The sequence below is a fragment of the Paraburkholderia phenazinium genome (genome assembly GCF_900141745.1).
Classification (GTDB): Bacteria; Pseudomonadota; Gammaproteobacteria; order Burkholderiales; family Burkholderiaceae; genus Paraburkholderia; species Paraburkholderia phenazinium_B.
On the sequence record NZ_FSRM01000002.1, the window covers coordinates 971,411 to 994,337 of the forward strand.

The window sequence follows — 22,927 nt, forward strand, 5'->3', positions numbered from 1 at the left end:
TCCGGCATTTCCTGCGTAGTCAATGGCAATCGTCCTTAAACCGGGTTGACGCAGAGCCGGAAGATTCAGTTCAGGAGCGCCTCGATCGGTCGGCCCGATTGCAGCGGCTGATACGGCATCTCTGGCGCTAGTGGCATTGCGCGAGCCTCTTTTCTGTATTCAAGGATAACTAAATAATAAGCGCATTCATCTTATGCTCTCCGAACTTGAAGAAACGACGCCGGCCACCGTTCTGGGTGGCAAAATTCGCGCGTTACGGCAGCGGCTAAAACGCACACTCGACTACACGGCGGGCGCGGCGGGGATTTCGAAGCCTTTTCTTTCGCAGGTTGAGCGTGGGTTGGCCAAACCGTCAATCACATCCCTGAACGGGATCGCCAGCGCGCTCGGCGTCGCCGTGCAGTACTTCGTGGACACACCCGGCGAACAACGTCCGGTGTGCCGTGGCGATCAGCTGAAATTCTTCAGGTTTGCAGAGTCGCCGAACCTGTTTGCGCAACTCACGCGTGGATCACCTTCCCAGCAACTCGAGGCTATCCTCGTAAGATTCCCGCCCGAGCAAAGGCGACCTACGGATATGCCAACCAGTGCAGCGGAAGAGCTTCTGTACGTGATATCCGGCGAGGTGTCGCTGACCCTGGAGGGCGAGACGTTTGTCTTGCAGGCCGGAGACAGCGCCCATTATCAATCTACGTTGCCACATGGATGGATCAACAGTCAGCGTATGGAAGCTCTCGCACTTTGGGTTGGTACGCCGAAGTTATTTTAGGGGTGTCCGGTCTGGTCGATCCTCCTGGTAACGGTCACCCTTGACATCCCCATTTACTAAACTAATATGTTAAATATTAACCTGTTAGTTTATGAAAGGAGGCTGCCATGAGTGAGGCACTGTCACGTCCGTCCTTGGGCGCTGCGGTCTACTATGACGATCCGCTGGCCGCGCTGGATTGGCTCGAGAAGGCCTTCGGCTTCGAACGTCAGTTTGTCGTCACGGACAACGACGGCCAGCTCGCCCATTCGGAAATGCGGTTTGGCGACAGCTATGTGATGGTGTGCCGTGCATGGGCGGAGGACATGGCGAGCCCGAAATCCATAGGCGGGAGGAACACTCAATCCGTCCATGTGCAACTGCGCGATGGCATTGACGAGCATTGCGTCCGGGCACGCGCAGCCGGCGCTGTGATTACACGTGAACCGGCGGATCAATTCTACGGTGACCGCGTCTATGCGGCGCGTGACCCTGAAGGACACGTCTGGAGTTTCGGCCAGACATTGCGCGAGGTATCGCGTGAAGAGGCTGAGCGAGTGAGTGGCCACAAGATCGACGGGTGGGTGTGAGCCGATGGCACTTGCTGCAAGCGCGTCGCTGGACCGGACGCTGTCCGCGCTAGCCGATCCTAGCCGGCGCCAGGTGGTCGATCTGCTCAGCGAGAAGCCGATGCGCGCCGGCGAACTTGCTCAGGCCACCGGTCTGAGTCCGCAAGCGATGAGCCGGCATCTGCGCGTGCTGCGCTCGAGCGAGCTGATCGAGGAGTCGCACGATGGCATCGACGCACGCGTGCGTCTCTATGTCCTGAGGGCCGCACCGATGACCGAGCTGAAAGCGTGGCTCGAAGCGACCGAGCAATTGTGGTCATCGCAATTGCTCGCGTTCAAGGCACATCTGGAGGCACAGCCGTGAGCTCGCGCGTGCAGGTGTCGGTCCGCGTATCCGCTGCTCCGCACCGGGCCTTCGATGTCTTCACGCGAGACATCGCCTTGTGGTGGCGGCCCAATTCGCTCTTCCAGTTCACTCCGCGGGGCGCGGGTACGCTGTCGTTCGAGGGTGGTGTCAATGGTCGTTTGATCGAGACGCAGACGGATGGCAGCGTGTTCGAAGTGGGGCGCGTCACGGTGTGGGAGCCTGGTGTACGGCTCGCGTTCGGCTGGACTCAGGCGAGCTTCTCCGCTGATCAGCAGACTCATGTCGAGGTGCGCTTCGAGGCGGTAGGCGACGAGACCCGCGTCACCGTCGAGCATCGCGGCTGGGATACGGTGCCGCAAGATCACGTCGCACGTCATCACTTCCCCGATGGCATCTTTCTGCGGCGTCATGGCGAATGGTGGCAAGTGCTGCTGGGTTCTTACGGTGCGCGGATGAAGCACGACGGATCTCTTGCTGCATCGCCGCCTACCGCGTGATCCTCACCGAACATGGAAGCGCGTTTTCGCACAGCCTGTCCCGAGCTTTTAGCTAATGGGAGGAAACAGTGCATCTCTGCAGTGTAGCTAATGCGCTATCCGGGGAAGGCGATAATGGTGGTCTGCCATGAGGGCTGTGGATTGCTCGCAGCGACCGCGCGAATCACCCCTTTAGCGCTGAGTTCGTCGCGCTTGCGTTGCGTCCGTGTCTGCTTCGTTCAATTGCAAAGGGCTGGTGAAAATGGTCGGCCACCGGGATACCGTTTGTTATGTATAAGAAGGGCGTGGCCTTAGAGATTCAGTTTTCCTCCGAGCGACTCAACGATGGTGCTGGTGATCCCTACTGGATCGATCTGACGCAGGCGGAAGCGCAGTCGCTTCTGCAAACGCTTCAGGCGCATCTAGCTGTCAGTAATGCAGGGACCGCGCCGCCGCTCGTCGTGAGCCTCGACGATTCGAAATCTATGCACGCGGTGGCATCCGAAGATGCATCTGTATTGCCCGCTACTGCTCAAGACGCCCAGACGCGCGATGAGTTCAAGCAGTGGGTGTGTGTGATTTGCGGCTGGATCTACGACGAAGCGGCTGGCTTGCCCGAAGAGGGCATCGCCGCTGGAACGCGCTGGGCCGATGTGCCTGCCGACTGGCGCTGCCCACTGTGCGACGTGGGCAAGGAAGATTTTGCGTTGGTGGAGTTTTAAGCAAAGGGGCACGAATACCCGTACTCGATGGAATATCTCGGAGACTTCAAGGTCCGCTAGCGAACTTCGTTCGCCAGTACTCCTTGGCGTTCAACCACTCCGCCTGAACTTTTGCCAAGATGGCCGCGCAGGGAAGTATAGAGTGCGCTGATCCAAAGGATCGCTCCAGTGGCGAACTCGCCGGAAGGGTAGTTGGGACCGCCGCCGTTCATCCACGGGTAGGCCAATGCTACGACGATAAGCGCGATACCTGTGACGTAATGCCGGGGAGCGTGGAAAATTCGCGCTAGCGGAATCAGGTGCAGGCCGACGATGAGGACCACCGCAGGCGTACTCCATTCGGGATGCCCAAGCGCACTCAAGATGAAACTCACCGCGAAGACCGCAAGCCATTGCACGAGGTTGACCCACCTGAAGACGCGCTGCCGCGCCTTGCGTGCTTCGGGTTCTGCATTCATGTCGACATGCGGACGGAACGCGCGAAAATCGCACATAGCCCACAGAAAGAGGGTGCCTCCGGCCAGCACGATTAGCCCGAGCATCGGCCAATCTACTCCATGTGTTTGCAGGCACCACCCTGTCATCCACAGCGTGCCAAATCCGGCAAAGAACATCTGACCAACTGCCGAGCCGGTTCTGTGAGCGTAGATGGTGTTGTGTCCCACGAATATCCCCCGACAAAGGTGTGCGCACGAATTTCGCTAAAGAAGTCGCGGCGTCGCTTAACTGATTAGAGCCAAGGCGACGCTGGCGTCGCCCAACCTGGATTGCCTGCTCCGGTGTGTCTACCGAACGCATCAAGAAGTACCGTCGAGAATGCCTCGCAGATAATCCACATAGCGTTCGAATGCCCGCCTTCCTGACGTGGTCATGGCCACACGCGTGCGCGGCTTTTTGCCGACGAAGTCTTTGGTGATCTCGATGTAACCACTCTTCTCCAGAGTGGCGAGATGCGCGCCGAGATTGCCTTCTGTTGCATCGACGATGGCGCGCAATCGCACAAATTCAATCGCCTCGCGGTTCGGTAATGCTTTGAGCGCTGCCATGATCTTGAGCCGAACCGGTTGATGGATGGTTTCGTCGAGCTGATCCATTCACGCGGTCCTCAGCCAGGCACCAGCCAGTATCAACGCGCCGCCGCCGACCACCGCCATCCACAGGAGGAAGTAGGCAGGAAGCAGGTAGTAGCCGACGAGCGTGAGCACGGCGAGGGCCAAACCTGTGACCGCGAGGCGCGATCCGATCCAGAGGCCGCTCAGAAAGTAGAACAACGCGACGATCAACGAGATCAATACGGCCGACTTCTCGCCGGTGGCTGGCTGAAAGACGTTAAGCACAGCGATGTAAAACACCACAACGGCCAACGCCGACGCGAGCCAGCGCCACGACTTGTCATTGGATGCGTCCTGCTTGCCTCTTCTGCCAAGGAAAATGCAACCGCCTATGCCGATTACGTCCAGCGGGATCCAGATCTGCGAAGCGCGTGTGGGGAAAAAATGGGTCACAGCGAAGCCGACTAACCAGATCACACCCCAAAGCATCAGCATGGGCGCGAACTTCTGATAGCTATACAGCTGGCTGCTGCGATGGCTGACAGCCTCGACTTCGCGCAAGGCCTGTGATGCCTGCTCAGATGAGAGTGACATGATGGCTCCAGAAGGGTTTATGTAGAGTACTCTATACGGCAGAGTATAAAAGTGCAAGTAGTTCGTTTGCGGGGGTCGTAGGGGTGATGTGGTGATCAGTGGTATGCGCCGTCGGTGCGCGGCGCATACCACTGCCGGTCGGTTGCAAGGTCATTTGATAGAGTGGCGAGGTCACGTTAAACCACTGGCGACCATCGAATGTCTTCCCCAGCAAGCCAACCTTACCCAAACGTGGTTCACACGAGACGATTTGTCCTTTCTCCGCTGACGTCCGGCCACGCGGAACGCATGTTCGAGGGATTGAGTGACGTACGCGGTCACGACTACATTCCCGATATGCCGCCCGCAAGCGTGGCCGCGTTAGAGGAGCGCTACAGACGCCTGGAAGGTCAAGCTTCTGGCGATGGCCGAGAGGTGTGGCTGAATTGGGTAATCGGCTCGATAGACGAGCCGACGCTGTACGGCTACGTTCAATTCACGATCAGTCAGGCAGAACAGCGCGCGTTTGTCGCGTATTTTGTTTTTCCTCGCTATCAACGACAGGGGATTGCATCAGAGGCCGTAACCGCTGCCCTGTCGAGTGTTCTGACAACATTTCAGATAACGCGAATCGACGCGCAGATCGATACTCGCAACGCGGCATCGATCGCGTTAGTGGAGTCTCTGGGGTTTGTCCGCACCCGACTGATCGAACAGGCAGACGAGTTCAAAGGCGCCGTAAGCGATGAATATCACTACTCGTTCGACGCGTCTCGCATGCGCTAATCACGCGCCCTGTTCACCATGCCCCCGAACCCGCACCCACGGTCGCAACGCACCCACCTACAAGAAGGAGTTTCCGCAGTGACCAACGATCCGGCATCCGCTACCGCCCTGACGCCGCAAAACATCTACGACGATACGACCTTCTTCCAAGGCTACAAGGCGCTTCGCGACACCGACACCGGCTTGAACGGTGCCCTGGAAATCCCTGCGTTGCATCGTCTGTTGCCCGAGCTTTCCAATTCGCACGTACTCGACCTGGGTTGCGGCTTCGGCGAGTTCGCGCGTTTCGCAAGCGCACGGGGAGCGGCCTCCGTGACCGGCGTCGATATCTCCGCGCGAATGCTCGAAGAAGCCGTCCGACGAACGAGCGATCCGTCGGTGAGTTACGAACGCTGCCCCATCGAACAGTATCGACCCGCAGCAGATTCATTCGACCTTGTCGTCTCCTCGCTTGCGTTGCATTACGTCGAAGACTATGCCGGCGTGGTCGAGCGTGTATTTCAAGCCTTGAAACCGGGTGGCCGCTTTGTATTTTCCGTGGAGCATCCGCTCTGCACCGCCTACCCGGCAGGCTGGGTTCGGGATGACGAGGGGCACCGGCGATATTGGCCGGTCGATCACTATCGCGAGGAAGGGAAGCGAGACACGCGCTGGTTTGTCGATGGTGTCATCAAGTATCACCGGACCGTTGAAACCTACGTCAACACGTTGATCCGCGCCGGGTTGCTGCTCGAGCATCTTGGCGAGCCGGGGCCCACTGCGGAGGCATTGAAAGACCGCCCCATGCTGGAAGCCGAACGTCGCCGGCCGCCCTTTCTGCTACTGCGAGCCTTGCGGCCAGCGGGCTGAAAAGTAGGAACCGCCCGCGTCGCAAGTCGAATTCAATCCATTCAGCATAATTGCAAATGCGAATCATTTGCAATTATGCTGAAACTGTCCGATGATTGAGCATGCTTCACAACCGTGATTCTTTTGCGCATGCTTTCATCCGTTTCAAACGCCCACCCCGATCGCACCGTGTCATCCGCATGTACTGACGAGTCTCAGCATGCCGTCTGATTCGTCAATTGCAAACGTGGACGAGGCGGCCTCGTTGGCCGGTCAATCCGGGTCCACTCAAACCATTCGGCGCGCCGCGGAACTGGAGTTCATCCCCCAGCGTCTCGCTTACCGGCTGGCCGCTGACGTCGCTTATCCGAACGACGGCGAACTGCTCTTGTGGCGTTGCCGTTCGGAATGGCACTTTGTGTCCAAGGACGCGGCGTACGCCCGTCTGTCGCAAGCCGAACTCGCGCGGGTCAAGAGCCATCCGAATCCCGCATTGGGCAAGCGCTTTGTCGTGGGTCGCGCCGCGATGCGTGAGATTCTGGGCGACATGATCGGCTGCGCGCCCGCGGAGGTCGATCTGGTAGAGGATGCGCAGGGTCAACTGCGTGTTGCCAACGTCGGCGAGCGCGAGCCTATCGAGATCGCCATTGCCTATGCCGGAATCTGGATCGTGATCGGCGTGAGCAACAGCCCGCTCGGCCTCGCGACGAGTGTGCCGACGCTGCCTGATAACGCTGCGAGCGGCCATCCTGACGGCGACACAGCGTCGTCCCGTCGCCAGAAAATGTCCCGGTCAATCGAGACGCGAAGCCACGTGCGTCATGCGAGTCTCACGTATGCCATGGGCGCGCAATTGATGAACGCCGACGCCCACGTACTGCAGCAAGATGCGGCTACTTTCTTCGTCGATGCGCCCGACGCGCGTCGCTGGCAGATCATCGACTTGCCGATGCCGGGCATCATTAGCGCGGCAGCTGCGGTCGCTCAACCGGTGACGCGGGTTCATGCGTTCGGCTGGATGGGGCGCGACGGCCGGGCAATCGCTGAGTAAGTTGCGCGCTAACACCAACGTTCACTCGCACCGTCCGCGGTACTGCAACTTTTCAGCAAAACCTCCCCGCAGCAAGACTCAACGCGCCGCCGCACGGTCCGCCGCGGGCGCCGTCAGCACCTGAGTGACCAGCGCCGGATCGTGCGCAATTGCTTCCTCGCTAAACGGCACCCGCATCCAGTGTTTGCTCGCGTATTCGCGGGTCCCGTCGGCGTAATGCGGCGAAGCGGGATCGTCCGATTCCGATGACGCGAGCAACGTATCGGCCACAACCTCTCCTTGCTCGAACCGCACCACCTGCAGGTAGCTGTTGCCGTTCGGATTGACGTTCATCGAATCGCCACGGGTATCGAACGGATGCTGCGCGCAAGCCGCCGTGAAGTACCCTTCCGTGTCGCAGCCGCCAAAGAGCGGAATGCGCTCGTCGTTGCGCTGCACGTAGAGCGCCGCGCTGCGCGGTGCATCGATGGCAATGCCAGCATTGTGCATGTCGGCGAGGGCGGCTTGCATTGCCGTCGCGAGTTTCGCATGGTCCACCGCGATACCAGCCGGTGTGGTCAACGGCTGTTTCGGATCGAACGGCACGGCGTACAACTGCGCCGCCGGGATGTCCCTGAGATGTTCCCAGAAAGCGTTCCACAACGTTGCGCCGCGGGCGTCGGCATCGGCAGTATCGTTCCATGCCGCGAGAACAGCACAGGCCTGTTGCAGATCGTTTGCGTTACCTGTCACGCAAAGACGGTCGAGCACCGGCTGCTTGAAAAGGATCGCTGACATCGAGCGGCTGTCCAGTGCGGCGCGTTGCAGCGCGCCCGGCGATACGCCAGCCGGATCGGCCTGCAGTTGCGCGGCAATCGTGTGGCCGAGGCGGGTGCGCAGAGACTGCGCCGCATCGGTTGGGCCAATCACCCGCGCGTAGCCGGTCAAGGGCTCAGCCGGATTGCTGAGCCAGAAGCTGCCATTGAAATTGCCCACATAGTCACGTCGCAACAGGCTCGGCATCTGCGCGACCGGCATCGCGCCAGGCTGCACAGCACCCCGGTCGAGCTGCCAGTCGCAATCGCTGCGTGTACCGTCAAGCACGGGCACGCCCGGAATCGCGTGGGCGAACGCCTTGCCGACGGGCGGCGTGCAGCGCTCCACGAGACTGTCGGGCGCATTCGGGATGGCGCCGATATCCGCGTACCAGACGCGCGGATCGCCGCGACCAATGGCAAGCGTATTGACCCAGGGCACCGCAGCATTCCGTTTCTGGATGCGGATGAAGTCATCGAGTGAACGTGCCTGATTCCAGTCAAGGAAGTTTTCGAAGACGCGGAAGTTGTCCGCGTCGATGTCGCGCAGGGCGAACGCTTGCTGTGTGTTCCATGCGAGTGCCGGCGACATCGAACTCAGGTTGAGCATTGGCCCAAACCGCGAACGGTAGAGCGTCCGGGTGACTGGATGCACCGTGCCGTCGTCGGAGCGGACCTCAACGGTGACGCGAGTCGGCGTCATCGCTTCCACCTGTCCGTCGTACCGATACGACGTCGTCAAGCCCGGCACCAGGCTCAACTGAAACAACCCGAACCGCGACGCGGTGGACACCGTATGCGTCCACGCAACGTCCCGGTTGAAGCCGATCTCAATCACCGGTGAACCGAGAAACGACACACCGCTGACATCGAGCTTACCAGGGATGGTCAGTTGTGCCTGGTAGAAGCGGGCCGGGCCGCTCCAGAACCAATGCGGGTTACCGAACAGGATAGCGCTGCCATTGTGAGTGGCATCAGCACCAAACGCGAGGCCGTTGCTGCCCACGCCAGCGTGGCCGCCGAAATCCATCAGCGGAGCGGTGGACGCCAGGTTCTGCGAATCCGGTGAGCCTTGCGGCGAAGTCGCGGATGCCATCGGCTTTGCGCCGCCGGGCGTAGCGCCCGGCGGCTGCGCCGTAGCAATCGCGGACACAAAACGGCCCGCACCGGCTGCCAGGTTAGCCGTATAGAGACGCCGGTAGATATCCGCCGTGCTGATCTTGCCGACCCACGGCGCCGAGCGGCAGGCCGCATGCGCCCCGACGAATTCGCCCTTGGCAAGCTCATCCACATAGCGGTTATAGCCGCTCGCGAAGCCGTCTATCAGCGCACGCATTTCCGGCGTCTGGCTGTTGCGGTATCGAGCCACGGCTGCACCGTCGTCGATGAAGCGGAAGAAGAAATCGGCGTCGAGATTGGACGGCTGGCCGAACGTGTCATCGTTGGACGGCCGCGCCTTGGCGCCGAAGTAGCGCGAGCGCTCGCCCCGATAGGTGACGAAGGCATCGGCCATCGTGCACAGATTGTCCTGCGCCTGCACATAGCCATATCCGTAGCCGAGGCTGCCCCAGTCATCTGCCTTCAGATGCGGAATGCCGAGCGCAGTGCGGCGAATCTCGACCTGGTATGCCGGTGTGGCGGCGTCGGCGTGCGACTGGATGTCTGTAGAAGGCGTGCTGCAACTGAGCAACGCGAGGACAAAGGGAAGAGCAAGCAACAGGCGGGCGCCGCGGGTGAGAGAGGGCATCGGACGCATGGAATGGTAGCAGGGCGGGACCTCATGCTAATGCGAATGAGTCGCAATTACAAGCCTGCGGTGACTTAGATTCCTTTCAATCCACCACGAAACCGCGTTATCAGCTTCCCAGCGCCGCCAGTTGCCGCAGCCGCCGCGCGAGCGCCTTGGAGACGACCTGGGACTCCGCACCGCTGCCAATGCCGCGGGCGGCTTCGCTCTCGCGCAGGAACGCAGCGGTTTCGGACGCCACGATTTCACGCTCGTTGTCCGAGGTGATCATGTGATACGAGTCGTCGAGATAGATCGTGCGCAGAAACGGCGAGGCAATTTTCGCTGCAACGTCATGCGCGTTGCGCGGATTGGCCGTTTCATCGTCGATAGCATGAATGATCAGGCAGTCGGTCGTGATGCCGGCGAGGCTCGCGCGAACGCGTTTTGCAAGCCGGCTCGCCTCGCGCAACGCGGGCAGCGAGATCGTAGACGGCCCGACCTCGCTGATGCCATTGCGCTGCATGGCGCGCGCGATCTTCGCACGCAAAGCCTCATTGCGCAGACCGAACGGCGAGGCTTCGCGATAACGCCAGCGACTGCGCAGCGGCGTGTAGTAGGCCCAGCCGAGTAAAAACCGGTACCACGGTATGGCCCAACCGTCGTACGAGAGGGTGACCGATAGCAGAACGACTGCGTGGGCCGTCGGCCGTTTGCCGACCACGGCCAGCGCGAGCGCCGCGCCTACCGACAAGCCGCATACCGACACCCGCGCATACCGCTCGGCCAGCAAGTCGAACTCACGTACAGCAGCGTCGACCCAGGCTTGCATGTCGCGTTCAGTTGAGCCCGCGCTGTAGCCATCCAGAACTGGCGCGAAAGTGGTAAATCCTTCGGTGTTCAAATGACGTGCGAGAAAGCGCATTTCGAGTGGCGAACTCGAGAGGCCGTGCAGCATGAGCACGGCGTGCTCACCGCCTTCCTGGAGGATGTGTGTGGCTTGATCCAATGCTTAAGCCTCGATTCGCAGGACCAGAAAGTCGCCGGCATGCGTCGTAAAACGCTCCCCGACGCAGTCGACAGGCTTATACGTGTGGTCGCCGCTCCTGATTCGCAGGCGATGACTGCCAGGCGAAAGGCTGTTCTGGAGGCGTTCGATATCCGCGGGATGCACCGCCGAAAAGCGGCTGCCTGGCGCCGAAGTATGCGGCAGGGCGTGTACTGTGCCAGCCGCGTGATCCGCGTCCGGACGCAACGACGCTTTCCGGTCGAGCGCCTGGATCAGGATGATGGAGTCGTGATAGTGCGGCAGATGGCGCAACAGCCGATGCGTTTCGTCGATCGTGCGAAGCCGCAGCGCGCGCTTGTTATCCGCGCGCAGCAGCATTTCATACCGCGATTTGGCCACTGACGCGAACATCTCCGCGCGAAACTGTGCCCGGCGCAGGCGCTCGATCAGACAGATGATGAGAAGCGTCACCCAGGGATACGAAACGACGAGCATCAGGTCGCTGTGATCGAAAACCGAAAAGTCGGCATACGGCGGCACAAACAGATAGTCGGCGATGACCAGTCCGACGAGCATGACGGTCAAGGCGGGACCTAGCCCGAAAAAATATTCGATGAGCGCAGCGGCGACGCAGAATAATGCGCCCGGCATCGCGGGGCCGACGAACGGGCTGAGTAGCATGCGTATTCCGCTTGCTGCCGCCAAAGCGAGAAACGCGGCAAGCCAAGCCCGGGAACCGCGTGGGGCCCACCTTTTGGCGTTTTGAATTTTCACAGCACTGCGTGCTTCATGGCACGCCTAACTTATTGATTGGGGGGCAATGGTATCGCATTCGATGCCGGAGGACATGGGCTCTCACGTGAGATTTTTGCGGAAATGCAGGACATCTGGCTCTTCTCTATCCCTCTCTGCCTGTTGCGCGTGTATGACATCTATTCGAAAGGTTTGGGGGTACTCAGCAATTCGCGCCGTGGAGAATACGCGTCAAAACGTGTACGTCAGCGCGAAGGTGTCCGTATTTTGCTGTACACGCCGCGTGATCGGACTCGACGCGGAGTTTCCATATAGGCGCGCGAATTTCAGTTCGACCGTGGCAATCAGCGATTTGGTGATCAGATAATCGGCCTCGGCGGTGATGTAGCCGGTGGCCGCGCCGGAACGCGCGTCGTAGACCGGCAAACCGGAAGCTGCGCTTTGACTCTGCGTGATGCCAAAAAATGTCTGCTGATACGTTCCGTTTGTCCACGTGACACCGGGACCGGCGGTCAGAAACAGCTGTTTGCCGATGGGCAGCGTGACCGTGGCATTGGTATCGACCACCAGCCCTTCACGGTTCCCGCCAATATCCTGGGCCGCAGAGTTCGACCACGTGAACGCCGATTGCGTGTAGTTGAGGAAAACCTTGGCTCGTGGCGTCGTGGGCACATTGCGTAGCCCATGCAGGTGGGCGTCTTCACTCGTCTCGCGTTCGGTGAAATCGTACTGCAGCGCCAAGCCTGCGCTCCAGTTCGCGTTGTTAACCAGATACACGCCCGCCAGCATGTCTTCTTTGGCAAAGAAGCGATTCTTGTATTCGATATCGAACGCTGGATAAGGCCTGAGGCGCATGAAGTTTGCGCCGGGATACGCGGGTTCCCACTGCGCTTCGGCGCCGAGCGTCACGGTCCAGTCTGGCGTCGGCGCGGCGTTAGTCGTGGTCTGCTGCGCGAACGACACGACGGGCGTCAGAAAGGCGGCAAGCGCCATCAGGCCAGCGCCGAGTTGGGGTGACGAAAACATAAAGCCAGTTCAGAGAAGGGAAATCTGAGGCGGGACGCTGCGGTAAACCGGTGGGGTCTTTTGCTTTGGGCCTCGTTCCGTAGCCCGGAATATTCTGGGCGCGCGTGATTATGAGGCATGCCGAGCAATCTCGCACGTCCCCTGCGAATGCAGTGAACTGGGGGGATGAATACGAAGGTTTGTGTCGGAGGTGAGGTAAGCGGTGGGCGATGAGCGAGGCCGCGCTTGCCGCGCGGCCTCCGTCTTTCAAATACCTTCTATTTAGAACTGGTGACGCAAGCCGACCGTCACGGCCACTTGCGTACCGCTCGACGAGGGCGATAGCGTGTTGATCGATGCGTCGCTGAGTACCGAGCCAGCCGGTGCACCGTGGACGTGCTGATAAACACCTTCGAGGTAGACGTCGGTGCGCTTGCTCAACGAGTAGTCGGTTTGCAGCGTGAACTGATTCCATTCCGGCGATGCGCTCGTGCCGCCATTGCTGAACGAGCCGTCCGTGAACGTGTACGCGCCGGCGATGCTCAAGCTCGGGGTCAGCGCGTAATGCGCGTTCACTTCATAGTTGTCGAGCCGCAGGCCGCCACCCAAGGCGACGAAACCATCGCCGCCGGCAAACACGCTCGACATGTTGTCGATCTGCGAATGGGTCCAAAGGAGGCCAACCGTGGCCGAGCCGAACGTATAGTTGCCACCTGTGCCCCAGATGCGCTGGCGTTGCGCCACGAAATCGGCGCTGCCGTCATCGAGCGCCACCGCGCCGTTCTGATTCGTGCCGCTGACGCCGCCGCCTGCGTTGTTCAGTTCCAGGTAACCCGCAGCCAGGTTGAACGGGCCGTGCGCATACGTCGCGCCGAAGCCATACACGCGGTTGTTAGAGAACTCGCCGGCCTTGTTGCTAAACCCGTACATGCCTTCGACGGTGACGCCGGCGTAGGTGTTACTCGTGAACTTCACCGCGTTGTTGATGCTCATCGAATCCGCAGCGAGGTTGTCGTTGTTGAACGGATGCGCAGCGAGGTTGCCGCCGTAGGTGCCGCCGGCAGATGAAATCGGTCCGAGCACGTCGTTGACGGTGTCGAACTGGCGGCCGAACAGAACGGTGCCGAACTGGTCGCTTTGCACGCCTACATACGCCTGCTCGCCGAATGCATCGCCCGCGTTAAACAGGCTGCCGCTATTGAGGTTAAAACCGTTTTCCAGTTTGAAGATCGCATGCAGTCCGCCGCCGAGATCTTCGGAGCCTTTAAGGCCATACACGGTGTTTTCCGTCGAGGCGCTGGTTTCTTGCCAGTTGTTGTGGCCGCCCTGGTTGTTCGTGAACACAAGGCCCGTATCGATGACGCCGTACAGGGTGACGCTGCTTTGCGCGTGGGCGGTCAATGCAAATGCGCCTGTCAGCGCAAGTGCCAGTAAAGACTTCTTCATGCTTTTAAGCTCCGTGTTGTCGCGGGACTGCGAGGGTCAATCGCCCGAAGCGGCAATGCGGGCTTGGTGCCGCGGAGAGAAATTCGCATACGTAAACTCAATGATCGATTGCCGGTCGGGTCTAATAATTGAGAACCGGATGCTACGGGTTTGGAGATAAAAACGTTGTATAAAGTGCAGGTTCGAGCCGTGGAAGTCGTCGATTAACGTCGCCAGCACAACAATCTGTTCACTTTCAAGCCGCTATTCAGCATGATTTCGCACTCCTAGAATCGCATCCCAATGACCTGTTCGTTTCCTGTGTGGACGAACTGCCCTCAAGACGCCAGACGGGATGACGATGACGACAGTTCCTCCATTCAAGCAGCGGTACAGCGCAACTGCGATGAGCCTTCACTGGCTGATCGCCTTGCTGATCGTGGCCGGCTTCTATCTGGGCTGGATCATGACCGACATTCCCGGCTTCACGCCCACCAAGCTCAAGTACTTTTCGTGGCATAAGTGGATCGGCGTGACGGTGTTCATGCTTGCCGTAATCCGGCTGGCGTGGCGCCTGACACACCGCGCCCCGGAACTGCCGCGGGGCATGCCGCCGTTGCAGAAGCTGGCGGCGGAGGTGGCGCACGTGATTCTGTACGTGCTGATGTTCGTGATTCCGGCGTCGGGTTATCTCTACAGCTCTGCCGCCGGAATTCAGGTGGTTTATCTGGGTATCGTGCCGCTGCCGACGCTGATCGGGCCGGACACCGCGCTCAAGATCGTGCTGAAGTCCATCCACATCTGGTTGAACTACACGTTGCTCGTGATCGTGGCCGCTCATACGCTGGCTGCGCTGAAGCATCACTTCATCGATCGTGACGGCCTGCTGGCGCGTATGATCCCCTTTCTCAAGTAGCCTTAGGTTTAAGGCAGATTGAAGGCAGACATGAAAACTCCTTTCCTTCGCTGGTTAGTCGCAGCGACCGCAGTGACTTCGCTGTTCCTCGGCGTGGCGCATGCGCAGGTCGATACGTCGAAGAGCACGGTAACCGCGACCTCGAAACAGATGAACGTGCCTGTCGAAGGGACGTTCAAGAAGTTCACGGCACAGCTCGATTTCGATCCGGCCAAGCCGGCGGCGGGCAGCGCCAGGCTGTCCATCGACACCGCCAGCTACGACCTCGGCGACGATAGCTACAACCAGCAGGTGCGCGGCAAGGAATGGTTCGACACCGCGCACTATCCGAACGCCACCTTCGTCTCGAGTGCGATTGCGCCGGCCGGCAGCAACCAGTTCAACGTTAGCGGCACGCTGACCATCAAGGGCAAGTCCGCAAACGTCACGGTGCCGGTCAAGGTTACCCAGCAAGGGTCGACCCAAAGCTTCGACGGCGCATTGCCGATCAAACGCAGCCAGTTCGAAATCGGCACGGGTGAATGGAAAGACACCTCGGTTGTTGCCGACGAGGTCGTGATCAAGTTTCACATCATTGCAGCCAAGAAATAAACCGCAAACCTCCCAGGAGAATCACTTTGAAAAAGCAACTTTTAGCCGTAGCAGTCGCCGCCTTGGCAGTGGGTGCATCGTTTAGCGCGATGGCTGCCGACACCACCTATACGCTCGATCCGACGCACACTTCGCCGAGCTTCGAAGCCGACCACTTTGGCGGCGTCTCGATCTGGCGCGGCAAGTTCACGAAATCCACCGGTACGGTGACGATCGATCGTGAAGCGAAGACGGGCACGCTGGAGGCGACCATCGACATGACTTCGGTGGACATCGGCAACGACACGCTGAACACGGAACTGAAGAGCTCGAAGTTCTTCGACGCGACCCAATTCCCGACCGCGGTCTACAAGGGTACGTCGATGAAGTTCAAGGGCGATGTGCCGGTTGAAGTGATCGGCGAGCTGACCCTGCACGGCGTGACGAAGCCGCTGAACCTGAAGATCGAATCGTTCAAGTGCTTCCAGCACCCGATGCTCAAGCGCGAAGTGTGCGGCACGGAATCGACGGCGACTTTCGACCGTTCGGACTTCGGTATCGACTTCGGCAAGACCTACGGCTTCAAGATGGCGACCGTTCTGCACATTCAGGCGGAAGGCGTGAAGCAGTAAGCAGGCTTTGCCCCGCCAGACGACGGCGGGTTGCATCGACGTGACGACCCGGTCCCATGTGGCCGGGTCGTTTGCATTTTGGGCGCTTGCTCGTCACGAGGCAGGCCTTCTTTAGCGGCTCGTAAGGCCGCGTAATGGTCGACTGACGATCTACCTTTCGGAAAATTTCGCGAACATTGTCTTCGTGGAAGGGCATCCCTACACTCCACTCAAACGTATCAAAATGTAACTTTGTGTTTCTGCTGGTAAATCACAGCGAGTTCGGCCGTGCGTCTGCCCCGCTGCACAAGGCTTTAGCGCGCCAGACGATTGCCGGCTAGAAATGAAGTGGATGTTTACCGGAGGGCGAAAGATCATGAGCGACGGCGAAGCGCAGGGTTTCATCAGGGAAGTCAATCTGTCGTACATCATGCTGGCGCAACGCATGCTTCGTGAGGACAGGCTGGTCGGCATGTTTCGGCTGGGGCTGTCCGCGCAGAGCGCGGAGCTTCTCGCGACCCTGACGCTGGCGCAAACGGTCAAGCTTGCCGCCTCCGACCACGTGCTCTGTCAGTGCCGTTTTGACGACCACACGATCCTGTCCACCCTGACGCAGTCCGGAGGCCATGTGGACGTGACGCCCGCCCATACGGCCATCCTGCTCGCCAGTCAGAAAGCGGCACAGTTCGTTTAAGCCGGCTTCCGATTGCCCCTTTACCTTTCTGCGGCGGCCCGGTGGCGGGGTCAATAACGCCGTCGTCGCGACGCGCGGGATGTCCAAACGCCTTACGCCGGCTTATCCGCCTTCAACTTTTCCCTGTTTGCAGCCGTTATCACCGTTAGGGCCTCTACGCCGCCGCTTGCCAGCGATCGGACAGCGTGGCGCAGGTTCGCTAACCGGTAACCCGCATGAATGACATGTCGCACGATGCTGCCGCGTTGTCCCTGATCGCGATGACCTCGTATCTCGGACGGCAGCCGATCCTCAACCGCGAGGGACAACTCGTCGCTTACGAATTGCTGTTTCGGCCGTTCGCTTTCTCCGATAACGCCGAACCCGCCGACGGCACGCCGCTCGACGAGACGCGCGCCACCGCCGACATCGTCATTGAGACGCTCGGCGAACTTGGCATGGAAAGCGTATTGGCCGGCCGCGCCGGCTACATCAACGCGGGGCGCGACTGGCTGATGAACGAGATGTTTAGCCTGCTGCCATCCGCTCACTTCGTCGTTGAAATTCAGGCAACCGCGCAGTACGACGATCAACTGGTTCAACGCATCAAGGCGCTGACGCGATCCGGCTACCGCTTCGCCATGGAGGATGTTCGCGAGGCCGCCTTGGGCCACGCGGAGGTGTTCGACTGCGCTGAAGTCGTCAAGATCGATGTGCCGGACTGGACTGCGTCGCGACTGGCGCCGTTCGTTGCTGCAATGCACCGCGCCGGCAAGCGCGTCGTAGCGGAAAAGGTCGAGACACCGGACGACTACCGGTGGACCCACGAGGCCGGCTGCGACCTGTTTCAGGGCTACTACTTCGCCCATCCCCATCTGCTCGCGGTGCGCAGGATTCCGCCGCTGCGCCAGGCGCTGGTCAAACTGCTGGTGATGCTGGGCGCCGAGCCGCCGCTGCCGACCCTGGAAGACGAGGTCAAACGCAATCCCGCACTGACGATGCAACTGCTGCGCTTCGCCAGTTCGGCGCATCACGCGTTGACGCGACGGCGCCTGCGGATCCGCGATGCGGTCCAACTGGTCGGCACCGACTGGCTGCGCCGCTGGGCCCTGCTCGCCCTGTACACGGACGGCAATAGCCGGTCTGTCGCATCCAATGCACTGGTGCAACTGGTCGGCACGCGGGGGCGCTTCATGGAACTGGCCGCGCGCAGGCTTAGGCCGCACGACGAGGAGTTCGTCGACAACGCATTCATGACGGGCATGACCTCGCTGTTGCCTGCCGTACTGCAGCGCAACCCCGTCGATCTGTTTTCTGAACTGCAGTTGGCGCAAACGGTGCGCGAAGCCATCCAGACGCGGGCCGGCCTGTTGGGTCAACTGCTCGCGTGTGCGGAAGCCATGGAGAGTCCGGCTGCGGCGGCAAGGGTGACGCAGATGTCCGAGGATCTCGCCCCGCTCAATGCCGCGGCGGTCGCGCTGCTGTCCGCCGCCGCAGCCAACTGGATGGCCGACCGAACCCGTTTTTGACGGCTACCGAGGTGGCCGCAGGCAGCGTGTCGTTCAGGACTTGCTGCCGGACGGCTTGCCGTCATGCGGACCCATCGGACGCACAGGCCAGTCGACCCAACGGTCCGGGCGAGTGGCTTCGTGAGCCTCATGCATCGGATAACGAATCCGGTTTTCCTTCTTGTCGGTTTCTCCGACCACCAGCAACCGCACGTCCTGATCCGTGTTGTTGATGAAGGTATGGCAAATCCCGGTACCCGCCGGGAACGCCACCGAGTCACCGGGCTTGAGCGGATGCAGATGACCGTCGAGCCACACATCCGGCGTGCCCTCGATGACGAAGGCGAATTCCTCTTCGGCACTTTCCGCATGCGGATACGAGGTTCGACGTCCAGGCGGCACGCGCACATGGTGAATGCCGATGCGCTGAAGTCCAAGCTTCCTGGCAAGCGGCGCACCGATGGCAAGTAGCTCGGTACTGCCCTTGTAGTGGGCATCGTCCGGGTTTTCCAGTTCGCTCCAGTGGCGGATGAACTCGGGTCGCTCCATTGACGTCTCCTTCTATTGGCGTGCGTGATAGCGTCGCCGCGTTGTGTCGCGTGAAGCGTGCCTTAACGGACGAGCGTGCGCAAGCTCCCCACCAGCTTGCCTATCTCCGCCTCGGTGGTCAGGTAACTGACGGAAGCACGCGCTATCTGGGTGAGACCTCGCGCGTTCATATCGAACGGTGTGTAGCCCACGCCGTTGCTGCCGATGGCCACACCTTGCGCCGCCAACGCACGTTGCACCTCTTTGGCATCGATGCCCGCCACGTTGAAGGCCACCAGCCCCGAACGTTCGCGTCCCTGATCGAGGACCGTCACGCCGTCGATCTGCGCGAGTTCGGCGCGCAGCGTCTGCGCGACGGCGTCGATGCGAGTGCGGATGTTTTCAACGCCGATATCCAGCGCCTCCTGCAGTGCATTGGCTAAACCGCAGCGCAGCGCAGACGCGACTTCGACAGATTCGAACCGCGCTGCGTCGCTGCGCACGACAGGTTCGCCGTCGTCATCGAGGGGCGCCGTTTGGGTGTCGACGTAGGCCGGTGTGAGCCGAGGCAGAAAGTCCTGCCGCACGTACAGCAACCCTGTGCCGCGCGGACCGCGCAACGCCTTGCGGCCTGCGCCGGTCAGCACGTCGCAACCCAGTTGCTCCACATCCACAGGTATTTGTCCGACCGCTTGCGCGGCGTCGATGAAGTAGGCGATGCCATGACGTCGCGCGATTTGTCCGATGGCGGCGGCCGGGTTGATGAGGCCGCCGTTGGCCGGCATCCACGTCAGCGCGATCAGGCGCACCCGTTCGTCGAGCATCGCCTCGAGTGCCTCGGGATCGACCTCGCCGCTGTCATCGGAAGGGATCACCTCGATAGATGCTCCCGCACGCACTGCCGACAGGCGCATGCTGGCCAGATTGCCGCCCCACTCGTGACGCCCAACCAGAATGCGATCGCCGGGCTGCCATGTGCCCAACGCGGCGAATGCGCTGCCCCAGGCCTGCGAGTTGCCCGTCGTTACGGCGATCTCCGCCGGTTGCGCGTTGAACAACTGCGCGGCGAGGGTACGGGCACGCTCTATTTGCGCGCGCGCTGCGACACCGGCTTCCATGGGTCCCATGGTCGCTTCGCGCCACAGATGGGCGTGGACTGCTTCCAACGTCGCTGCGGACGGCAGCGATGCGCCAGCGTGGTTGAAGTGCGTGGTGTGCTGCGTGCCCGGCGTCTGGGCGCGCAATCCGTCTACGGTTGCGTCGGTGAGGGGGGCTGACATGACTTGAAGGTTCCAGTGATGCAGGATGGATTCAGGGTTGCTTCAACGAGACGACTGCTTCGACTTCCACGGCCACGCCGGACGGCAGCGATGCAACACCCACGGCGGCACGCGCGTGGCGGCCGGCGTCGCCGAACACTTCTACCATCAGATCCGAGGCGCCGTTGGCGATGGCGCTCTGACGGTTGAACTCCGGCGTGCTGGCGACGAAGACACCGAGGCGTACGATGCGAGCCACGCGATCGAGCCGGTCGCCCGTGGCCGCCGCAAGCTGCGACAGTATGCCAAGCGCGGCGAGCCGTGCTGCCTGCACGCCCTCGTCGTCCGAGATATTGTCACCCAGGCGGCCGACGTAGGCAGGCTTGCCGTCCTTACGCGAGATCTGACCGGAAATGAAGAGTAGCGAGCCGTCCTGCACGAACGGGACGTAGTTGGCCGCAGGCGCGGCGGCGGATTCGAGCGTGATACCGAGTTCGGCTACGCGGGCAGAGATCGAGACGGTCATGTCGTGTGCGTCCTATGAATGGGTGGATGGGCGTTCCATCCTATTGCGGCTGCCGTCGGCTGACGAATGAATTCTTGCCGGCCACACATGAGCGAAACTAATGCGTTCAGTTTATCGGGTCTTGCGCCGCGGTCTGCGTCAGCCAGTCGCGGAAGACCGTTACAGCCTCAATCTCGCCCTTCGCTGCGCGCGGCGTGACGAGCCACCAGCCGATGCGCGGATCGTCGAGTACCGCATCAGGCACTGCCTGCACCAGTGCGCCGCTCGCCAGTTGCGGAGCAATCAGGCGATGCCGGCCCATGGCAATACCTTGTCCTGCGAGGGCCGCTTCCACGACGATGTTGTAGTCGTGCAGATGCACTGTCTGTGCACCGCGCAGGTCCACGCCGAAGCGGGTCCCCCATGCTTGCCATTCGAAGGGCAGTTTGGCGTGTGACGCGAGCAGCGGATAGCGCACCAGGTCTTGCGGCTTGCGGGGACGGCGCGTGCCGCCGAGCAGGGTGGGAGAGCACACTACCGAGAGCCGTTCCGGCATGAGTTTGCGTGCGCGTACGTCGGCCCAGCCGCCGCGGCCGTAGCGGATGGCCAGGTCGACTTCGCCGCCGGGGACGTCGGCGAGCGCGATATCGGGCCGCAATTGCAGTTCGATGCCGGGATGCGCTGCCGAAAACGCCTGCAAGCGGGGCGCGAGCCAGCGCGTGGCAAACGAAGCCAGCAAGCCGACCGTTAGCTTGATCCGCGCGGTTGCAGGTGCACGCGTTTCCTCGGTGCCGCTGCGCAGGAGTTCGAATGCGGCATGCACTTTTGCAAAGTAGGCCTGCCCTGCTGTGGTCAGTGCAACTGCGCGCGTGCGCCGTTCGAAGAGTGTTACTCCCAGTTCGCTCTCGAGCTTCTGGATGTGATGGCTAACCGCGCTTTGCGTGACGAACAGTTCCTGCGCCGCCAGGCTGAAACTCAAGTGCCGCGCGGCGGCTTCGAAAGCACGCAGAGCGATAAGCGGCGGCAACGGTCGCGTGGAAGGCATGAGACTCGAAAGAGGGCGTAGGGGAGTGCGTCATGCTACGCCTCGCAACCGACCGCAAGCAAGGTGACCTGTGATTCGATTACCGCGCCAGCACATTCCCCCTGAAACGCAGCACCATCCTGCATCCCGGCTGGTTATCGTGGATCTCCACGTCGGCGTCATGCACCCGCGCAATGGCCGCCACGAGGCTCAAACCGAGGCCGTGACCGGCCGGCGCCTGGGCTTGCTGGCTAGGACTGCGATAGAACGGCCGCAGAACGGCTTCGCGCTCGCCGGCTTCAATGCCGGGACCTGAGTCGGCCACGTGCACGATGGGTTCGCCTGCCTCCATCCTCGTTTCGACCGAGATTGAGCCGCCGCCAGGGGTGAATTTCAGTGCGTTGTCGAGCAGGTTTTCGATTGCGCCGAATAGCAGATCGATATCGCCCCGCACCTTGACAGGCGCGGGCGCGTGCACCGACACCGTCAGACCGCGGTCGTCCGCTACCGGCTCGTACAGATCCACGACGTCGCGGATCACGGTGTCGAGCGACACATCGCCAAAGCTCGCGCGCCGGCCGTCGGCTTCGATCTCCGCGATTCGCAACAGGGCGGTAAAGCGATTGAGCACGACGTCCGATTGCACGATGGCCGCATCGACCGCGCTTTCGTAATCGTCGACGCTATTTGAGCGCCGGCGTGCACGCTCAAGCCCTGCGCGCAGATGGGTCATCGGCGTGCGCAGGTCGTGCGCGATCCCGGCACATACCCCTCTGACTTCGGCAACCAGCCGCTCGATCTCGTCGAGCATCGTGTTGACGATCTCCGCCAGGCGATCCAGATCGTGATGCGTGCCGCGGGTCGGCAAGCGCCGGTTTAGCTGCCCCGCCATAATCTCGCGCCCAGTCAGGCTGATGGCGCGGATGCGGCGATTGGACATTGCATTGAGCGCCGCGCCGCAACCCACAGCAAGGATGATCGTGAGCGTCAGACCTATGCACAGCATTTTCAGCAGCGTGTGATCGAAATAACGGATCTCATCGATCGAGTGTCCGACGACGACGCGCACGCCGCTAACGGTGGGCACGATGATGCCGCGAAAGTGTTCTGTTTCGGTGCGGTCACCCTCGCGCACGATCTGCGCGTAGTTGAACGGCTTACCGTCGTGCGCTGGCGGCAGGACGTGGATGTTACCGGCGAGCCACGTGCCGTCTGTATCGAAGACGCCATAGGGACGACTGCTTGCCACATCGCGCCGGCTCAACGCATCGATGTTCGCGATTGCCTCATCGCGGCCGATGGAATGGAACTCGGCCACCTCGCCGAGCAGGCGCTCATCGACCTCGTGCACGAGGTAACTGTGGGTCGCCCAGTAAAGCATCGCGAACAGCACGATCGCCGAGGTGATGAACACCGCCAGCAGCCAGCCGACGCTGCTCAGATGCATGC

26 protein-coding genes are annotated in these 22,927 nt (G+C 61.1%); 13 read left to right on the forward strand and 13 right to left on the reverse strand.

Annotated elements, in window-relative coordinates; translation table 11 throughout:
• Positions 1-193: 193 nt before the first annotated feature.
• The 5 genes from BUS06_RS24420 (at position 194) to BUS06_RS38575 (ending at position 2,882) form a co-directional block, all read left to right on the forward strand.
• On the forward strand, positions 194-769 hold the full coding sequence (locus BUS06_RS24420) for a helix-turn-helix domain-containing protein (RefSeq protein ID WP_074266992.1): 576 nt from the start codon (positions 194-196) through the stop codon (positions 767-769).
• 107 nt (positions 770-876) lie between these two features.
• A complete protein-coding gene (locus BUS06_RS24425) occupies positions 877-1,338 on the forward strand; it encodes a VOC family protein (RefSeq protein WP_074266993.1) in 462 nt (153 codons plus the stop codon).
• A 4-nt stretch (positions 1,339-1,342) separates the two neighbouring features.
• Positions 1,343-1,681: an ArsR/SmtB family transcription factor gene (locus BUS06_RS24430; protein WP_074266994.1), complete on the forward strand. Its 339-nt coding sequence runs from the start codon at positions 1,343-1,345 to the stop codon at positions 1,679-1,681.
• Positions 1,678-2,181: an SRPBCC family protein gene (locus BUS06_RS24435; RefSeq protein ID WP_074266995.1), complete on the forward strand. Its 504-nt coding sequence runs from the start codon at positions 1,678-1,680 to the stop codon at positions 2,179-2,181. Before BUS06_RS24430 ends, BUS06_RS24435 begins: the two co-directional genes overlap by 4 nt.
• 269 nt (positions 2,182-2,450) lie before the next feature.
• The gene (locus BUS06_RS38575; RefSeq protein WP_074266996.1) at positions 2,451-2,882 is read left to right on the forward strand and encodes a rubredoxin; all 432 of its coding nucleotides are present in this window, start codon (positions 2,451-2,453) and stop codon (positions 2,880-2,882) included.
• 56 nt (positions 2,883-2,938) lie between these two features.
• Here the strand turns inward: BUS06_RS38575 and BUS06_RS24445 are convergent, their stop codons facing one another.
• From BUS06_RS24445 to BUS06_RS24455, 3 genes are all read right to left on the reverse strand, one after another.
• On the reverse strand, positions 2,939-3,547 hold the full coding sequence (locus tag BUS06_RS24445; RefSeq protein ID WP_143787650.1) for a hypothetical protein: 609 nt from the start codon (positions 3,545-3,547) through the stop codon (positions 2,939-2,941).
• A gap of 132 nt (positions 3,548-3,679) precedes the next feature.
• Complete coding sequence (locus BUS06_RS24450; RefSeq protein ID WP_074266998.1) at positions 3,680-3,976, reverse strand: winged helix-turn-helix domain-containing protein; 297 nt, start codon at positions 3,974-3,976, stop codon at positions 3,680-3,682.
• Positions 3,977-4,528 carry a hypothetical protein gene (locus BUS06_RS24455; protein ID WP_074266999.1) on the reverse strand — a complete coding sequence of 184 codons (552 nt, stop codon included), beginning with the start codon at positions 4,526-4,528 and terminating at the stop codon, positions 3,977-3,979.
• A gap of 198 nt (positions 4,529-4,726) precedes the next feature.
• Here BUS06_RS24455 and BUS06_RS24460 point away from each other — a divergent pair, with 198 nt between their 5' ends.
• The 3 genes from BUS06_RS24460 (at position 4,727) to BUS06_RS24470 (ending at position 7,172) form a co-directional block, all read left to right on the forward strand.
• Positions 4,727-5,293 carry a GNAT family N-acetyltransferase gene (locus BUS06_RS24460; protein WP_083611577.1) on the forward strand — a complete coding sequence of 189 codons (567 nt, stop codon included), beginning with the start codon at positions 4,727-4,729 and terminating at the stop codon, positions 5,291-5,293.
• 78 nt (positions 5,294-5,371) lie between these two features.
• Positions 5,372-6,142 carry a class I SAM-dependent methyltransferase gene (locus BUS06_RS24465; RefSeq protein WP_074267001.1) on the forward strand — a complete coding sequence of 257 codons (771 nt, stop codon included), beginning with the start codon at positions 5,372-5,374 and terminating at the stop codon, positions 6,140-6,142.
• 199 nt (positions 6,143-6,341) lie between these two features.
• Positions 6,342-7,172: a 4'-phosphopantetheinyl transferase family protein gene (locus BUS06_RS24470; RefSeq protein WP_074267002.1), complete on the forward strand. Its 831-nt coding sequence runs from the start codon at positions 6,342-6,344 to the stop codon at positions 7,170-7,172.
• 78 nt (positions 7,173-7,250) lie between these two features.
• On the opposite strand, the gene BUS06_RS24475 is transcribed toward BUS06_RS24470, so the two are convergent.
• From BUS06_RS24475 to BUS06_RS24495, 5 genes are all read right to left on the reverse strand, one after another.
• Positions 7,251-9,713 (reverse strand): penicillin acylase family protein, encoded by a 2,463-nt coding sequence (locus BUS06_RS24475; RefSeq protein ID WP_074269263.1) that lies wholly within the window; start codon positions 9,711-9,713, stop codon positions 7,251-7,253.
• 109 nt (positions 9,714-9,822) lie between these two features.
• Positions 9,823-10,650, reverse strand: coding sequence for an alpha/beta hydrolase (locus BUS06_RS24480; protein ID WP_074269264.1), 828 nt, complete (start codon positions 10,648-10,650; stop codon positions 9,823-9,825).
• Positions 10,651-10,704: 54 nt separating this feature from the next.
• The gene (locus BUS06_RS24485) at positions 10,705-11,475 is read right to left on the reverse strand and encodes a DUF4118 domain-containing protein (protein WP_074267003.1); all 771 of its coding nucleotides are present in this window, start codon (positions 11,473-11,475) and stop codon (positions 10,705-10,707) included.
• Positions 11,476-11,685: 210 nt separating this feature from the next.
• The gene (locus BUS06_RS24490; RefSeq protein WP_083611579.1) at positions 11,686-12,480 is read right to left on the reverse strand and encodes a MipA/OmpV family protein; all 795 of its coding nucleotides are present in this window, start codon (positions 12,478-12,480) and stop codon (positions 11,686-11,688) included.
• A 261-nt stretch (positions 12,481-12,741) separates the two neighbouring features.
• Complete coding sequence (locus BUS06_RS24495; RefSeq protein ID WP_074267004.1) at positions 12,742-13,905, reverse strand: porin; 1,164 nt, start codon at positions 13,903-13,905, stop codon at positions 12,742-12,744.
• A gap of 340 nt (positions 13,906-14,245) precedes the next feature.
• Here BUS06_RS24495 and BUS06_RS24500 point away from each other — a divergent pair, with 340 nt between their 5' ends.
• From BUS06_RS24500 to BUS06_RS24520, 5 genes are all read left to right on the forward strand, one after another.
• On the forward strand, positions 14,246-14,800 hold the full coding sequence (locus BUS06_RS24500; RefSeq protein ID WP_074269266.1) for a cytochrome b: 555 nt from the start codon (positions 14,246-14,248) through the stop codon (positions 14,798-14,800).
• Between the two features lie 30 nt (positions 14,801-14,830).
• Positions 14,831-15,391, forward strand: a complete 561-nt coding sequence (locus BUS06_RS24505; RefSeq protein ID WP_074267005.1) for a YceI family protein — start codon at positions 14,831-14,833, stop codon at positions 15,389-15,391.
• A gap of 26 nt (positions 15,392-15,417) precedes the next feature.
• A complete protein-coding gene (locus BUS06_RS24510) occupies positions 15,418-16,002 on the forward strand; it encodes a YceI family protein (protein WP_074267006.1) in 585 nt (194 codons plus the stop codon).
• Positions 16,003-16,354: 352 nt separating this feature from the next.
• On the forward strand, positions 16,355-16,675 hold the full coding sequence (gene flhD / locus BUS06_RS24515; RefSeq protein WP_429287457.1) for a flagellar transcriptional regulator FlhD: 321 nt from the start codon (positions 16,355-16,357) through the stop codon (positions 16,673-16,675).
• A 215-nt stretch (positions 16,676-16,890) separates the two neighbouring features.
• On the forward strand, positions 16,891-18,183 hold the full coding sequence (locus BUS06_RS24520) for an EAL and HDOD domain-containing protein (protein ID WP_074267007.1): 1,293 nt from the start codon (positions 16,891-16,893) through the stop codon (positions 18,181-18,183).
• A gap of 33 nt (positions 18,184-18,216) precedes the next feature.
• Here the strand turns inward: BUS06_RS24520 and BUS06_RS24525 are convergent, their stop codons facing one another.
• The 5 genes from BUS06_RS24525 to BUS06_RS24545 all read right to left on the reverse strand — a co-directional run bounded on the left by BUS06_RS24525 (position 18,217) and on the right by BUS06_RS24545 (position 22,925).
• Positions 18,217-18,711, reverse strand: coding sequence for a cupin domain-containing protein (locus BUS06_RS24525; RefSeq protein ID WP_074267008.1), 495 nt, complete (start codon positions 18,709-18,711; stop codon positions 18,217-18,219).
• Between the two features lie 62 nt (positions 18,712-18,773).
• The gene (locus BUS06_RS24530; RefSeq protein WP_074267009.1) at positions 18,774-19,970 is read right to left on the reverse strand and encodes an aminotransferase class V-fold PLP-dependent enzyme; all 1,197 of its coding nucleotides are present in this window, start codon (positions 19,968-19,970) and stop codon (positions 18,774-18,776) included.
• Between the two features lie 31 nt (positions 19,971-20,001).
• Entirely contained in the window at positions 20,002-20,475 is a 474-nt protein-coding gene (locus BUS06_RS24535) for a RidA family protein (RefSeq protein WP_074267010.1), read from the reverse strand.
• Positions 20,476-20,581: 106 nt separating this feature from the next.
• On the reverse strand, positions 20,582-21,499 hold the full coding sequence (gene gcvA / locus BUS06_RS24540) for a transcriptional regulator GcvA (protein ID WP_074267011.1): 918 nt from the start codon (positions 21,497-21,499) through the stop codon (positions 20,582-20,584).
• A gap of 79 nt (positions 21,500-21,578) precedes the next feature.
• Entirely contained in the window at positions 21,579-22,925 is a 1,347-nt protein-coding gene (locus BUS06_RS24545; RefSeq protein WP_074267012.1) for a sensor histidine kinase, read from the reverse strand.
• Positions 22,926-22,927 lie beyond the last annotated feature (2 nt).